Origin of the sequence: Shinella sp. (genome assembly GCF_052438155.1) — a bacterium.
Taxonomy (GTDB): Bacteria; Pseudomonadota; Alphaproteobacteria; order Rhizobiales; family Rhizobiaceae; genus Shinella.
The window spans coordinates 1-14,536 of the sequence record NZ_JBQVPI010000053.1 but is presented as its reverse complement, the minus strand read 5'-3'; the positions used below and the strand labels follow the sequence as shown (position 1 = coordinate 14,536).

Sequence of the window (14,536 nt, the reverse complement as noted above, 5' to 3'; positions counted from 1 at the left end):
GAAACCCTAGAGCGAGTTCGTTGGCCGCCAGAAGCGCCGCCGCTCTCGTTCGATGAGCGGGTTATAAGCCCACCAATGCGGACACGTCAACAGGCCATGTGACATTTTTTTGAAAATTTCCTCGGAAAAGCACTCCGCGCTTTCATTTCCCCGGGATTTCCAGGGCTCTCAGGTGAAGTGAACCGTAAATGACCGCGATTGCCCTCAGATTTTCACATTCCGCGCGTCTAGAGGGTGACAGGAACCCGCGTGATTTGACTCGCATGCCCTCGTGCGTGCATGGTCCCGCGCTAACAACAAAAACCAGTCATACAGGGTTAAGCGCAATCGGCATGACCACCGCCCGGAACATGATCCGATCCCTCGGCAATGAACCGCCGATCCTCGCCGACGGGCGCAAGGCGCCCGACCGTCGCGAAATTTCCCTCCGCTGGCTGTCCGGCACGTTTCTGACCGGCATCACCTCTTCCATCCTTATGGGTGTCGCCCTCTTCGCTGCACTTGACGGACGCCAGCAGCTCGCCATTCCGGCAGAGGCCTTTGCCGCACTCGCCACGCCGAACAAGACCGGCGAGAGCGCGAAGCGCGGCGAACGCGTCATCGAAACGGCGATCGTCGCAAAGCCCGCCGACAAGAAGATCATGGAAATCTCCACCATGATCCACGATGGCGAGAAGGAAGTCGTGCGCCGCCAGCCCTTCGCCCATGTGAAGATGGCGCTTGCCGCAAACCACGCAACGGGCGACGACTATCCGCGTTTCGACCCGCTCGCCATCTTCTCCACCAATGGCAAGGACGCGGCCCCCGCCTCGCGCATGGGCACGATCTATGGTTCCGACGTGGAATCGGAAGTCGCACTCCAGACCGATGCCTTCCCGACCGGCGGCTCGGCGCTCGACTATGCCGACCAGATGTCGATCGAGGAAGTCGAGGAGAATGTCCGCACCAACGGTTCGGTGCTGACGGACGGCAACAGCCAGGTCGCATCGCTCTCTTATGTCGATCCGCAGCGCTTTGCGTCCGAATCCTCCGAACTCGACCTGTTGCAGGGACTGACGGCGCGCATCGTCGAGGAGAACATGAGCGTGTCGACCTTCGATACGCTGACGCCCGACGACACGGAATATGCCGACGACGTGATCCCCGTGCGCCGCACGGCCGAAATCAGCGAGGTTATGACGGCTGCCGGTTATACCAAAGCCCAGGCCGACGACCTTTCCGCCTATCTCGAAGGTCAACTCGGCAGCAAGGAGCTCGCCGAAGGCGATGTGCTGCGCATCTGCATTTCGCAGAAGGGCAAGGAAGCGAGCATCGTTCGGGCCAGCGTCTATTCACGCGGCCACCATGTGATGACCGCAGCACTCGATGACAGCGGTCGCTTCGTCAGCGGCGCCGAACCACCGGTGCTCGACGCCGTGGCGACGGCCTTCGACGATGATGGCCGCCCCGCGATCATCGCCGGACGCGACCTGCCGCGTGTCTATGACGGCATCTATCGTGCGGCACTATCCTACGGCATGGGCAAGGACATGACGGCGGAGGTCATTCGCATCCTCGCCAGCAATGTCGATTTCCAGGCGCAGCTTCGCCCGAGCGATACGCTTGAAGCCTTCTTCTCCGTCATCGACGAAAACGGCACGGCGACGGAAGAGTCCGAAATTCTCTTCCTGGACGCTAAGTTCGGCGACACGGAAACCCGCGTCTACCGCTTCCAGAATGCAGAAGACGGTGCGGTCGATTATTACGACCAGGACGGCAAAAGCATCCGGCAGTTCCTGCTGCGCAATCCGGTTCCGAACGGCACGTTCCGGTCCGGCTTCGGCATGCGGCGCCACCCGATCCTCGGCTTCTCGCGCATGCATACCGGCGTCGACTGGGCAGCCCCCCGCGGCACACCGATCATCGCCGCCGGCAATGGCGTCGTCGAAAAGGCAGGCTGGGATTCCGGCGGCTACGGCAACCAGACGCTGATCCGCCATGCCAACGGCTATGTCTCGTCCTACAATCACCAGAGCGCGATCGCCAAAGGCGTCAAGCCGGGCGTAAAAGTGCGCCAGGGCCAGGTCATCGGCTTCGTCGGCACGACCGGCCTATCGACCGGCCCGCACCTGCACTACGAACTGATCGTCAACGGCAACAAGGTGGATGCGCTGAAAATTCGCCTGCCCGGCGGAAAGTCGCTCGAAGGCAAGGCCCTTGCGCAGTTCGAGATCGAGCGCAAGCGCATCGACGACCTCTTGGGTCGCGGTGAAGGATCGACGGAAGTCGCCGAAACGCACTGACCGCTTCGCTTCAGATTGGCGGCAACAAAAAAGCGCGGGCCGAGACCCGCGCTTCGTTTTTCTCCGATCGGTGACCGGCCTCAGGCGGCCTTGCTCACCGTCGCATTGCGCGGCGAGAAGAGCAGCCGGTCAGACCCGGCGGTTACCTTGACGGTCCAACCGTCCGGAATATCGCCGGCGAGAATCTTCTCCGCCAACGGATCCTGAAGGTGCTTCTGGATCGCCCGCTTGAGCGGACGCGCACCATAGACCGGGTCGTACCCCTTCTCGGCCAGCCAATGCACGGCATCCTCGTCGAGATCGAGAGCGATCTTGCGATCCTCCAGCAGCTTGCGCAGGCGCTCCAGCTGGATGGCGACGATGGTGCCCATTTCCGACCGCTTGAGACGGTGGAACAGGATGATCTCGTCGACGCGGTTCAGGAACTCCGGCCGGAAGGCCATCTTGACGACATCCATCACCTGGTCGCGCACGCTATCACTGTCCTCGTTCTCGCCGAGCGCCGTCAGATATTCGGCGCCGAGGTTCGAGGTCATGATGATCATCGTGTTGCGGAAATCCACGGTGCGGCCCTGGCCATCGGTCAGGCGGCCGTCATCGAGAACCTGCAGCAGCACGTTGAAGACATCCGGATGCGCCTTCTCGATCTCGTCGAACAGCACGACCTGATAGGGTCGGCGGCGAACGGATTCGGTCAGCGCACCGCCTTCCTCATATCCGACATAGCCTGGAGGCGCACCGATCAGCCGGGCCACGGAGTGCTTCTCCATGTATTCCGACATATCCATGCGCTGGATTGCCGTCTCGTCGTCGAACAGGAAGCGGGCGAGTGCCTTGGTCAGTTCCGTCTTGCCCACCCCGGTCGGACCGAGGAAGATGAACGAGCCGATCGGCCGGTGCGGATCCTGAAGGCCGGCGCGTGCACGGCGCACAGCACGGGAGACCGCCTGAACGGCATCCCCCTGGCCGACGACCCATTTGGCAAGCTCGTCTTCCATGCGCAACAGCTTGTCGCGTTCGCCTTCCAGCATCTTGTCGACCGGAATACCGGTCCAGCGGGACACGATATGCGCGATGTTGTCGGCGGTCACGACCTCCTGCACCATCGGATCGACGTCACCGGCATCCCGGCCTTCAGCGTCTTCCAGCTCCTTTTCGAGCTTCGGAATGACACCATAGGCAAGCTCCCCGGCGCGCTGGAATTCGCCCTTGCGCTGGGCAATGGCCAGTTCGTTGCGCAACTCGTCAAGCTGGCGCTTCAGGTCGGCGGCACGGCCGAGCTTCGACTTTTCCGCCTGCCAGCGCACGGTCAGCGCATCGGCCTGCTCTTCGAGCGCGGTAAGGTCGAGTTCGAGCTTTTCGAGCCGATCCTGCGAGGCGCGGTCGGTTTCCTTCTTCAGGGCCTCGCGCTCGATCTTCAACTGGATAACGCGACGATCGAGTTCGTCGAGTTCTTCCGGCTTGGAATCCACCTGCATGCGCAACCGAGCGGCAGCCTCATCCATCAGGTCGATGGCCTTGTCCGGCAGGAAGCGATCCGTGATGTAGCGGTTGGAGAGCGTCGCGGCAGCAACGATCGCCGCATCGGCGATGCGGACCTTGTGGTGCTGCTCGTACTTCTCCTTCAGGCCGCGCAGGATCGAGATCGTGTCCTCGACGGTCGGTTCTTCAACCATGACAGGCTGGAACCGGCGGGCAAGGGCCGCGTCCTTCTCGACATGCTTGCGGTATTCGTCGAGCGTGGTGGCGCCGACGCAGTGCAGTTCACCACGGGCGAGCGCGGGCTTCAGGAGGTTGGAGGCGTCCATTGCCCCTTCCGCCTTGCCGGCACCGACCAGCGTGTGCATTTCGTCGATGAACAGGATGATCTGGCCGTCTTCCGCCTGCACTTCGGTAAGCACGGCCTTGAGGCGCTCCTCGAATTCACCGCGATATTTCGCACCGGCGATCAGCGCGCCCATGTCGAGCGCCATCAACGTCTTGTCTTTCAGGCTCTCCGGCACGTCGCCATTGACGATGCGCAGCGCCAAGCCCTCGGCGATCGCCGTCTTGCCGACGCCGGGCTCACCGATGAGAACCGGGTTGTTCTTGGTACGGCGCGACAGCACCTGGATCGTGCGACGGATTTCGTCATCACGGCCGATCACCGGGTCGAGGCGGCCTTCCCGCGCATCGGCCGTCAGGTCACGGGCAAATTTCTTCAGCGAATCGAAACCCTGTTCCGCGCTCGCCGTGTCGGCGGTGCGGCCCTTGCGGATATCGTTGATGACCTGGTTGAGCTTGGTCGGCGTGATGCCGGCCTTCGCCAGGATCTCGGACGTCGCTGCGGATTTTTCGATCGCAAGTGCCAAAAGCAGGCGCTCGACGGTGACAAAACTGTCGCCGGCCTTCTTGGCAGCGTCTTCGGCAGTCGAGAAGACCTTCGCGAGCGGCTGCGAAAGATAGACCTGCCCGTTGCCGCCGGTGGTTTTCGGCTGCTTGGCAAGGGCGGCGTCGTTGGCGGTCCGCGCATCACGTGCGCTACCACCGGCCCGTTCGATCAGGGATGCGGCCATGCCCTGCTCGTCATCGAGCAGCACTTTCAGAACGTGTTCCGGCGTGAACTGCGGATGGCCGTCCGCGAGCGCCTTCGTCTGGGCGGATTGCAGGAATCCGCGAACGCGTTCGGAGTATTTTTCAATGTTCATCATTACCTCCAGTACTCGGCCGGCCCTTCGAGGCACCGGTCGACGATTAGGATAAGGTTCCCATCAAGGCGAACCTTCATGCGTGCGATCATCCAGCCTTGAGACCGGTCAACCGTCTGTGAGGAATATGGTGGAGGGGTTTTCCAAATTAAAGGGAGCGCCGCCCCCCAGCGGAGATTTTTCGCGGGCGCACCTTCCAAAACGCAAGAACCCGGCACAAGGCCGGGTTCTTCGATGCATGGCAGGGGACGTTATTCCGAAGCTTCGAGAGCCGGAGCGTCTTCGCCGGCGGGCTGCGCTTCGCCGCCTTCGGCCGCGGCTTCGCCACGGCGCGGACGACGCGGGCGTGCCGCAGTGCGGCGGCGTGGTGCGCGGCCGGCGGGAGCTGCAGCTTCCTCTTCAAGCGAGACTTCGGCCGGTGTGCCTTCGATCACCGGCTGCGGGCCGGAACCATCGATGACGGGCTGCTCGACCGGGGCGGCCACCGGGACAACGGCAACGGGTGCCGGCTCGTCAACAGCCGTCGAATCGATTTCATCCTGATCGCGGTCGTATCCGTCCCGATCATTATATTCATTGCGGTCGCCGTTATCAGGCCGTTCATCGCGCGGGAAACGCTCCTGCATCTGCGCCTGTGCGGCGGCAATGATGCGGTTGTAGTGCTCGGCGTGCTGGAGATAGTTCTCCGCGATGACACGGTCGCCTGCACTCTGGGCATCCCGCGCAAGCGTCGAATACTTTTCGGCGATGTGCTGGGCGGTGCCCCTGATCTTCACATCCGGGCCAGAGCTGTCATAGGTCCTCGTCAAGGGATTTCCGCCCTTGCGTTGATTGTTATGATTGCTGCTAGTGCTGCTGCTATTGTTATTATTGTTGTTGTTACGCCCGCGGCCGCGCTTGTTTTGCTGTCCTGGCCTCATATGTCACTCACCTAACGTATCGTGTCTTGATGATCATGTGTCTGCACGCCTGATCGGGACACGCCAGATCAAGCATCCTTACCCGCGGGCAAACCACGCCGGTCGGTGGTCCTGTCGCCGTAAGACGTCAAATTAACAGGTACCCGCACAGGGCAGTCTTCAATCCTAGCAACTCTTCAGAGAGAGAAACCCTCGAGATCGGGTCATACAGCAACGAATCTCTGTGCCATGACCTCTTGCCTAGTGCGTGCCGCAACCTAGCCCGCTTCCTTCACAATTCCAAGCCTTTTCTTTGCGGCTGCGGAATTTGCTGCGCTGCTGCAGCAAGCTTACAATATAGCCGCTTTCGAAAAGACGAGAACGCGATCGTTGCCGCCAAAATCCTGGACCGCAGCGACCAACACAAAACCGTTTTCGCGCATGATCGCGGTGACCTGATCCTTCTGGTCGTAGCCGATTTCGTAAGCCACCAGGCCGTTTTCCGAAAGATGATCGCCCGCCCCGGCGGCAATGGCGCGATAGGCATCGAGCCCGTCTTCACCGCCATCCAGCGCCAGGATCGGATCGTAGAGCCGGACCTCGTCGTCCAGCGTTCCGACCACGGAGCGGACGATATAAGGCGGATTTGACACGATGATGTCGAACGCGCCGGCTACGGCTGCAAACCAGTCGCTCTCGACCGCCTCAAAGCGGTCAGCGACCCCATTTATATCGGCATTGCGCGTCGCCGTTTCAAGCGCGCCGGCCGAAAGATCGGTCCCCACGCCGGCGGCATCAGGCACCAGATCGAGCAGCGCGAGACAAATCGCACCCGTTCCCGTGCCGAGATCCAGGATGCGGCAGCGGCCCGCCGCGGCAACGATACGCTCCACATGCGGCACGAGCGTGTCGACGAGGATTTCGGTATCCGGCCTTGGCTCCAGCGTTTCAGGCGAAAGTGCTAGGTCTAGCCGTGAGAAGGCCCTGTGACCGAGGATGCGGTGCACCGGCTCGCGCCTGCTGCGTCGTTCGATGGCATCATCGACCACCTGCCGTTCCGCCGGATCGAGTATCCTACCGCCTTCCGTTATGAAAGACGTCGGGGTCAATGCCAGCACGCCCTTGAGCAAGGTGCGCGCATCACCGGCCGCATCCGCAATACCCGCCTCTGAAAGCCGCCGCCGCGCGACGGACAGTGCGTCGGCGAGCGTCGTTCCGCTCATCGGCCCAGTTCGCCGAGCTGCGCCAACTGGCCGGCCTGATAGTCGGCGACCAGCGCATCGACGATTTCATCGATCTCGCCGATCATCATCCGGTCAAGCTTGTAGAGTGTCAGGTTGATGCGGTGGTCGGTCACACGGCCCTGCGGGAAATTGTAGGTGCGGATGCGCTCCGAGCGGTCGCCAGAGCCTACCTGGCTCTTGCGATCGGCGGAACGTTCGTTATCGGCGCGCTGGCGCTCGATGTCGTAGAGCCGTGAGCGCAACACCTGCATGGCCTTGGCACGGTTCTGGTGCTGGGATTTCTCCGAACTCGTGACGATAAGGCCTGTCGGCAGGTGCGTGATGCGCACGGCCGAGTCCGTCGTGTTGACGTGCTGACCGCCTGCACCGGACGAGCGCATCGTATCGATGCGAATGTCTTCCGCGCGGATTTCGATGTCGATCTCTTCCGCTTCCGGCAACACGGCAACCGTCGCAGCAGAGGTATGGATGCGCCCGCTCGCTTCCGTTTCCGGAACGCGCTGGACGCGGTGCACGCCCGATTCGAACTTCAGCTTGGCAAACACGCCGCGGCCGGTGATCGTCGCAATGATTTCCTTGAAACCGCCGGCCTCGCCCTCGCTCGAAGACAGGACTTCGACCTTCCAGCCATTGGCCGCCGCATAACGTTCGTACATGCGAAAAAGGTCGCCAGCGAAGAGTGCTGCCTCGGAGCCGCCAGTGCCGGCGCGGATTTCGAGGATCGCGCTCTTTTCGTCGGCGGCGTCCTTGGGGAGAAGCAGGATCTGCATCTCCTTTTCCAGCCCCTCCAGCCGCTCCTTCAGTTCCGGCAGTTCCATTTCGGCGAGATCACGCATCTCGCGGTCGGTCGACTTGTCGTTAAGCAGCAATTCGAGGTCGGCGATCTCGCCATTGACCTTCTCGTATTCGCGGATCTTCGTCACGACAGGCTGAAGCTCGGAGTATTCCGAGGCGAGGCGCACATAGGTTTCCGAATCCGGGCCCGCCGACATGCGGGCCTCGATCTCGCCGAAACGGCGTACGAGTTCGCGCATTTTTTCAACGGGAAGCTTCGCCACCGTTCAAACTCCAGTCAATTTCAAAGCGGAACGCCGTTTTCGGCCGCGAAGTCAGTAAGGATCTGGCGGATCGAAGCCGTCGGCTTCAAATCGTCCAGCGCGGGCATCAGCATCGCTTCGAGTTTTGCGGCATCGAGCGACAACAACATCGATTTCACCGGGCCAATCGCCGCCGGCGACATGGAGACGGAGCGGAAACCGATGCCGAGCAGCGCCATGGCCGAGATCGGCTTGCTCGCCATCTCGCCGCACAGCGTCACGGACGTATCGTTGCGCACGCCGGCACGCACAATATCGCGCAGGATGCGCAGGAAAGGACGGCCAAGCGTGTCGAAACGATCGGAGACGCGAGCATTGCCGCGGTCGACCGCCATAGCGAACTGGAAAAGGTCGTTCGAGCCGACGGAGACGAAATCGACCTCCGCCATCAACTCGTCGAGCTGCCAAAGCAGAGCCGGCACTTCCAGCATCGCGCCGAATTGCAGCTTCTTCGGCAACTGGTCGCCGAGCTTCGACTGCCGCTGGATCTCCTTCTGGAGAAGGTCACGAACCTCCTTCAGCTCGGAAACCTCGGTCACCATCGGCAGCATCATGCGCAGATCAGCGCCCGCTGCGGCGCGCAGCATGGCGCGAAGCTGCGTGCGCAGCAGGCCCGGGCGATCGAGCGACAGGCGGATGGCGCGCCAGCCGAGTGCCGGGTTCTCTTCCTCCGCCGCGCGGAAATAGGGCACGACCTTGTCGCCGCCAATATCGAGCGTGCGGAACGTAACCGGGCGCCCGCCCGCCTGTTTCAGGACATTGCGGTAGAACGCCTCCTGCTCCTCCGCCTTCGGCATGGTCGAGGCGATCATGAACTGGAGCTCAGTACGGAACAGGCCAATGCCGGAGGCACCCGATTCGTTGAGATGCGGCAGATCGACCAACAGGCCGGCATTCATTTGCAGATTGATGGCCTGCCCGTCCTTCGTCACAGGCTCGACGGCGCGCAACGCACGATACTGTTCCTGCCGGCGGGCACGGAACCGGACCTTCTCCTCATAGGAGCGCTGAAGATCCGGCAGCGGCCGCAAGTGGATCCGTCCGTCTTCCCCGTCGACGATGATCGGATCGCCGTTTTCAGCAAGCGCCACCGCGCCTGCCGCCTGGCCAACCACCGGAATGCCCATGGCACGCGCCACGATCACCACATGGCTCGTGACGGCGCCATCCTCCAGCACGAGGCCGCGCACATTCTCACGCGGATAATCGAGCAGCTCCGCAGCCCCCATGGCGCGTGCCACGACGATCGCATCGTTCGGAAAGTTGCTGGCGGAGAGTTTCGCGCCATAGCCGGTCAGCTGACGCAGCAGCCGGTTCGCCAGATCGTCGAAATCGTGCATGCGCTCGCGCAGATACGGATCCGTCAGGCGGATCATGCGCGCCTTGGTCTCGCTCTGGACACGTTCGACCGCCGCTTCCGCCGTCAGGCCGTTGCGGATCGCCTCTTCGAGCTTTCTGACCCAGCCGCGGTCATGCGCAAACATGCGATAGGTTTCCAGCACCTCGCGATGCTCGCCTTCCATCGAAATCTCGCGGCGCGACAGCATGTCGTCGATCGAGATGCGCAGCGACCCGAGCGCTTCCGCCAGACGACCGAGTTCGTGTTCGGAATCCTCGTTGAGCAGATTGGTGACGACGATGCGCGGCTCGTGCAGCACGACATAGCCAAGGCCGATGCCCTCGCCGAAACTCGAACCCTCGATCGACACGGGGCGCGACAGATCCAGCTCAAGGCCGGGCTTGGTGAGCTTCTTCAGCTCGCCGGTCGCCACCATTTCCGCAATCACCATCGCTGTCGTTTCGAGCGCCTCCACCTCGTCTTCGCGGTAGGTGCGGCTCGCCTTGTTCTGCACGACAAGCACGCCGAGCGCCCTGCCGGTGCGCAAGATAGGAACGCCGAGGAAGGAGTGGTAGATCTCCTCGCCGGTTTCCGGCAGGTAGGTGAAGGCGGGGTGGGACTGCGCGTCGGAAAGGTTCAGCGGCCGGGCGGAGGCGGCAATCGTGCCGACGAGACCCTGGCCCATCTTGAGCTGCGCCAGGTGGACGGCGCCGGGATTGAGACCTTCGGTCGCATAGAGTTCGAGGATGCCGTCGGAGCGCAGCACATAGACCGAGCACACTTCCGCGACCATGTTCTGCGCGATCTGGCGCACGATCTGGTCAAGGCGCTCCTGTGGCTCGAGCGGCTCCGCCATGAGTTCGCGCAGCCGCTTGAGAAGAACGCGCGGACCCGCGGAGAGATCTCTCATCGCGTGGCGTCTCCCGAAAATGACGTTACCTTACCGGCGCCTGTCCACGCTGGCGATCACAAGATCGGCGCCGACTCGGCCGGTAGTTACTTCTTATCGAGACCGTAGACGGAATGCAAAGTCCGAACAGCGAGTTCGGCATAGACACCGTCGATCAGGATGGAAATCTTGATCTCGGAGGTCGTGATCGCCTTGATGTTGATGCCCTTGTCGGCAAGTGCGCGGAAGGCCGAGGCGGCAACACCCGCATGGCTGCGCATGCCGATGCCGATGACGGAAACCTTCACCAGGCCCGTCTCGTGCTGGATCACGTCGAAACCGACCTGCTCCTTGGCACCGTCGAGAACCCTGAGCGCCTTCTCCATGTCGCCGGACGGCACGGTGAAGGTCATGTCGGTCTTGGAACCGTCCTCGGAAATGTTCTGGACGATCATGTCGACATTGATATGCGATTCGGCAAGCGGGCCGAAGATCGCGGCCGAAACGCCCGGCCGGTCCGCGACGCGGCGGAGCGAGATCTGCGCTTCATCCTTGGCATAGGCGATGCCGGTTACGACTTCCTGTTCCACGATCTCATCCTCATCACAAATCAGCGTACCGGGCGGGTTCAGAAGATCGCCCATGCCCGGCGCATCGGGGTCCTCGAAAGAGGAGCGAACGAAGGTGCGCACCTTGTGCACCATGGCAAGCTCGACCGAGCGCACCTGCAGAACCTTGGCGCCGAGGGACGCCATTTCGAGCATTTCCTCGAAGGCGATCTTCTTCAGGCGGCGGGCCTTCGGCTCGATGCGCGGGTCAGTCGTGTAGACGCCATCGACGTCGGTATAGATGTCGCAGCGGTCCGCCTTGACGGCGGCGGCGATCGCGACGGCAGAAGTGTCCGAGCCGCCGCGGCCGAGCGTGGCAACGCGGTTGTCCGGGCCAAGCCCCTGGAAGCCGGCGACGACGGCGACCTGGCCCTCGCCCATGCGGCGGATCATTTCCGTGCCGTCAATATCGAGAATGCGGGCCGCACCGTGTGCGCTGTCGGTCCTGATCGGGATCTGCCAGCCCTGCCAGGAGCGGGCATTGATGTCCATCGACTGGAGCGCGATGGCAAGAAGCCCGGCCGTCACCAGTTCGCCGGAGGCGACGATGGCATCGTATTCGCGCGCATCGTAGAAGGGCGAATTGGCGCCCGTGACCTTCGGCATGCCCTGCACCCAGCCGACGAGTTCGTTCGTCTTGCCGGACATGGCGGAAACGACGACGGCGACTTCGTGGCCGGCATTGACTTCACGTTTCACATGGCGGGCCACATTGTGGATACGGTCGAGGTCAGCGACGGACGTTCCGCCGAATTTCATCACGATGCGTGCCATGAGTGTATACCGCTATTCCATAGAGACGCGCGAGCGCGCGGGTGAAACCGCGGGGTCTCTTAGCGGAAGACCCCGCGGTGTGCAATGCATGGAATCCGGCAAACGGTACGGTCAGTGCTTGCGGCTGATGCGATAGACGAAGGCGGGCGGTACATTGCGCAGCGTGCCACCGACCCTGACGGCAGACAATCCGAGACCATCAAGCACCGCGCGCGGCACGGGGCAACGAAGGCCATAGGTGAACTGATAGAGCGCCGCCCCCGCGCCCAGCCGGGCAAAGGTGCCCTCGAGGATCGCATGAACCGTCTGCGACCGCATCGAAAGCAGCGGCAGGCCGCTGATGGCCGCACCCGCCGGTTCCGGGCAGAACCGGGCGACATCCGTCGCGTCGACGCAGGCGATCTTCGCCTTCGGAAAACGCTGCTGGAGGAGGGCTGCAAATTCCGCCCCCTTTTCGACGAGAAGGATATCCTCCTCCGCGACGCCGCGCCGCAAGAGGGCGCGCGTGAAAACGCCGGTGCCCGGGCCGAGTTCGATGACACGACCGGTTTCCGGCCCGATCCCCCGCACGATGAGGTCGGCAAGCGCCTTGCCGGACGGCGTGATCGAGGCCACGCGCAACGGGTCGCGGATCCAGGCCCGGAAGAAATGGCAGCCGTCCAGGGTCATTCCGGTCATTGCATGCGCTCCACGGTTGAGGGAAAACTCAGATGAGTCAGGTCTTCGGAAAGTCGCCAGAACCTCGCGGCAAGCTCGGGATCGGTCGCGGCGGGCAGCGGGTGCACCAGCGTTGGTGAGCCGCGCATCTCGCGAAAACCGTCCGGGCCGATGAACTCGCCGCCGCGAAGACCTCCGGCGGTCGCCGCATAGAGCTGGTTCAGCACACCCTGCCCCGCATTCTGCGCGAGGAACCGGTTGCCGATACGCATGAACAGCCGCAGCACGCCGGTGGTGGCACTGGTTTGAAGATTGGTGTCGGAATAGCCGGGATGGGCAAGCACGCTGATCACCGGCAGGCCGGTCGCCTTCAGCCGACGGTCCAGCTCCAGAGCGAAGAGCACATTGGCCAGCTTCGATTGCGCATAGAAGGCCATGCGACCGTAGCTTTTTTCGCCGTTCAGGTCTTCGAAATGGATGCGGCCCCGGCGGTGCAGTTCGGAACTCACGGTCACGACCCGTGTACCGACCGCTGCGGAAAGCAGCGGCAAAAGGCGAAGCGTCAGGGCGAAATGGGCAAGATGGTTGACGCCGAACTGCGTCTCGTGCCCCTGTCGCGTCAGTCCGCGCGGCGGCATCATGACGCCGGCATTGTTGATGAGGAGATCGAGCGGCCGGCCTTCGGTAAGCATTTCCCCGGCAAAGGCGGACACGTTCTCAAGGTCTGCAAGGTCGAGCCACCGAAGCTCGACTGCCGCATCGGGAAGCTCGGCGCGAATGCGCGCCAGCGCTATCCGTCCCCTGCCCTCGTCCCGCGCGGTCATGATCACCCGCGCCCCTTTGCGGGCAAGTTCCCGCGCCGCGAGGAAACCCAACCCGCTGTTGGCGCCCGTAACGACGGCCAGGCGGGCCGTCTGGTCGGGTATTTGCAGCAGCGTCCACGGTTTTCCACTTGTCCCGCCATCGGCGGTTGCCAGACTGTTTGCACGCACTATGATACCTCGCATCAAATCTGAACAGTGTTTACATTGCACTACATCATGATCTTTACACTGTAAAGATAACAATCGTGCGAGATCGGCGATGAACGAGAAAAAAACGAGCGAACGCGGGTATCACCATGGGGGTCTGCGCGACGCCCTGATCCGCGCAGCCGACGACCTGCTCGCCGAGCGGGGCCTCGAAGGGTTCACGCTACGCGAAACCGCTCGCCGTGCCGGCGTTTCACCCGCCGCGCCCTCGCACCATTTCGGCAGCACCGCCGGTCTTCTCACCGAGGTCGCCGCCCTCGGCTACGCCGAGCTTGCGCGTCGGCTGAACCTCGCTGGCGCAAGCGGAACCCTGCCCGAGCGTCTCAAGGCGCAAGGGGTTGCCTATGTCCGCTTCGCCGTGGATTTTCCAGGGCGCTTTCACCTGATGTTCCGGCACGACATGTTGCTTCAAGGTCAAGCGTCGCTGGACCAGGCGACCGGCGAGGCCTGGGACGCGCTCGAAAGGACGGTGCTCGCCCTGCGCGGCCAACCGGAAGGGTCCGAGCTCGATGCAGAGGGCGAGGCCATGCTGATCGGCATCTGGTCGACCACACACGGTTTCGCCCATTTGACGCTCGACAAGAAGCTCGCCCGGATCGTGGACTGCGGCAGTGATGCGGACATGCTCGATATCCTGCTGCCCTCCATCATCGATACGCTCTGGATCAAGAAACTGGGTTGAGACGAAAAGGCCCGCGCACCTTTCGGCACGCGGGCAAGAGGATTGGATCATGAACAACTCCAGCAAAAATCCTTAGCGGTTTTGCTTGCCGGGAATTGCGTAGAAAGATGGCCGCAGGCGAAAACCGCCCGCGGCCTTCCACATTACTTCTGCCAGCTTTTGACGAGTTCGTCATAGTTGACGGTAAGCGGCTTTTCCTTCTCGTTCTCGATCTTGAGCTGCGGTGCGAGGTTGCCCTTTTCGACGGCGTCCTTGTTCCAGTAGGCAAGATCGTGCTCTTCGGCGAGCTTCGGGCCGATATCGCCCTGGACGCCGGCGCGCTCGAGGCGTTCCAGCACCTTTTCCTG

Annotated in this window: 10 protein-coding genes and 1 pseudogene; 2 read left to right on the top strand and 9 right to left on the bottom strand. The window is 62.6% G+C overall.

Annotated features, from left to right (window positions below):
* Window positions 1–332 precede the first annotated feature (332 nt).
* Complete coding sequence (locus ACT6VE_RS33130; RefSeq protein WP_444802446.1) at window positions 333–2,282, top strand: M23 family metallopeptidase; 1,950 nt, start codon at window positions 333–335, stop codon at window positions 2,280–2,282.
* Window positions 2,283–2,362: 80 nt separating this feature from the next.
* Here ACT6VE_RS33130 and clpB read toward each other — a convergent pair whose 3' ends face one another.
* The 8 genes from clpB to ACT6VE_RS33090 form a co-directional block, all read right to left on the bottom strand.
* The gene (clpB, locus tag ACT6VE_RS33125) at window positions 2,363–4,969 is read right to left on the bottom strand and encodes an ATP-dependent chaperone ClpB (protein WP_444802445.1); all 2,607 of its coding nucleotides are present in this window, start codon (window positions 4,967–4,969) and stop codon (window positions 2,363–2,365) included.
* Between the two features lie 251 nt (window positions 4,970–5,220).
* The gene (locus tag ACT6VE_RS33120; protein WP_444802444.1) at window positions 5,221–5,889 is read right to left on the bottom strand and encodes a DUF4167 domain-containing protein; all 669 of its coding nucleotides are present in this window, start codon (window positions 5,887–5,889) and stop codon (window positions 5,221–5,223) included.
* Window positions 5,890–6,218: 329 nt separating this feature from the next.
* Window positions 6,219–7,091 (bottom strand): peptide chain release factor N(5)-glutamine methyltransferase, encoded by an 873-nt coding sequence (gene prmC, locus ACT6VE_RS33115; protein WP_444802443.1) that lies wholly within the window; start codon window positions 7,089–7,091, stop codon window positions 6,219–6,221.
* On the bottom strand, window positions 7,088–8,170 hold the full coding sequence (prfA, locus tag ACT6VE_RS33110) for a peptide chain release factor 1 (RefSeq protein ID WP_444802442.1): 1,083 nt from the start codon (window positions 8,168–8,170) through the stop codon (window positions 7,088–7,090). Before prfA ends, prmC begins: the two co-directional genes overlap by 4 nt.
* Window positions 8,171–8,190: 20 nt before the next feature.
* Window positions 8,191–10,458: a phosphoenolpyruvate--protein phosphotransferase gene (gene ptsP, locus ACT6VE_RS33105; protein WP_444802441.1), complete on the bottom strand. Its 2,268-nt coding sequence runs from the start codon at window positions 10,456–10,458 to the stop codon at window positions 8,191–8,193.
* A gap of 86 nt (window positions 10,459–10,544) precedes the next feature.
* The gene (locus ACT6VE_RS33100) at window positions 10,545–11,819 is read right to left on the bottom strand and encodes an aspartate kinase (RefSeq protein WP_444802440.1); all 1,275 of its coding nucleotides are present in this window, start codon (window positions 11,817–11,819) and stop codon (window positions 10,545–10,547) included.
* 111 nt (window positions 11,820–11,930) lie between these two features.
* Complete coding sequence (locus ACT6VE_RS33095) at window positions 11,931–12,497, bottom strand: class I SAM-dependent methyltransferase (RefSeq protein WP_444802439.1); 567 nt, start codon at window positions 12,495–12,497, stop codon at window positions 11,931–11,933.
* Window positions 12,494–13,468, bottom strand: coding sequence for an oxidoreductase (locus ACT6VE_RS33090; RefSeq protein ID WP_444802438.1), 975 nt, complete (start codon window positions 13,466–13,468; stop codon window positions 12,494–12,496). The genes ACT6VE_RS33095 and ACT6VE_RS33090 overlap by 4 nt, the downstream gene beginning before the upstream one ends.
* Window positions 13,469–13,559: 91 nt before the next feature.
* Between ACT6VE_RS33090 and ACT6VE_RS33085 the strand changes: the two genes are divergently transcribed.
* The gene (locus ACT6VE_RS33085) at window positions 13,560–14,189 is read left to right on the top strand and encodes a TetR/AcrR family transcriptional regulator (protein ID WP_444802437.1); all 630 of its coding nucleotides are present in this window, start codon (window positions 13,560–13,562) and stop codon (window positions 14,187–14,189) included.
* A gap of 143 nt (window positions 14,190–14,332) precedes the next feature.
* Here ACT6VE_RS33085 and ACT6VE_RS33080 read toward each other — a convergent pair.
* A pseudogene (locus tag ACT6VE_RS33080) lies at window positions 14,333–14,536 on the bottom strand (carbohydrate ABC transporter substrate-binding protein); the annotation flags it as partial.

What these genes read in the sequence shown, in the direction of transcription:
- ACT6VE_RS33130 (WP_444802446.1), top strand. Translation starts at nt 333, where the DNA reads ATGACCACCGCCCGGAACATGATCCGATCCCTCGGCAATGAACCGCCG.
- clpB (WP_444802445.1), bottom strand. Translation starts at nt 4,969, where the DNA reads ATGAACATTGAAAAATACTCCGAACGCGTTCGCGGATTCCTGCAATCC.
- ACT6VE_RS33120 (WP_444802444.1), bottom strand. Translation starts at nt 5,889, where the DNA reads ATGAGGCCAGGACAGCAAAACAAGCGCGGCCGCGGGCGTAACAACAAC.
- prmC (WP_444802443.1), bottom strand. Translation starts at nt 7,091, where the DNA reads ATGAGCGGAACGACGCTCGCCGACGCACTGTCCGTCGCGCGGCGGCGG.
- ptsP (WP_444802441.1), bottom strand. Translation starts at nt 10,458, where the DNA reads ATGAGAGATCTCTCCGCGGGTCCGCGCGTTCTTCTCAAGCGGCTGCGC.
- ACT6VE_RS33100 (WP_444802440.1), bottom strand. Translation starts at nt 11,819, where the DNA reads ATGGCACGCATCGTGATGAAATTCGGCGGAACGTCCGTCGCTGACCTC.
- ACT6VE_RS33095 (WP_444802439.1), bottom strand. Translation starts at nt 12,497, where the DNA reads ATGACCGGAATGACCCTGGACGGCTGCCATTTCTTCCGGGCCTGGATC.
- ACT6VE_RS33085 (WP_444802437.1), top strand. Translation starts at nt 13,560, where the DNA reads ATGAACGAGAAAAAAACGAGCGAACGCGGGTATCACCATGGGGGTCTG.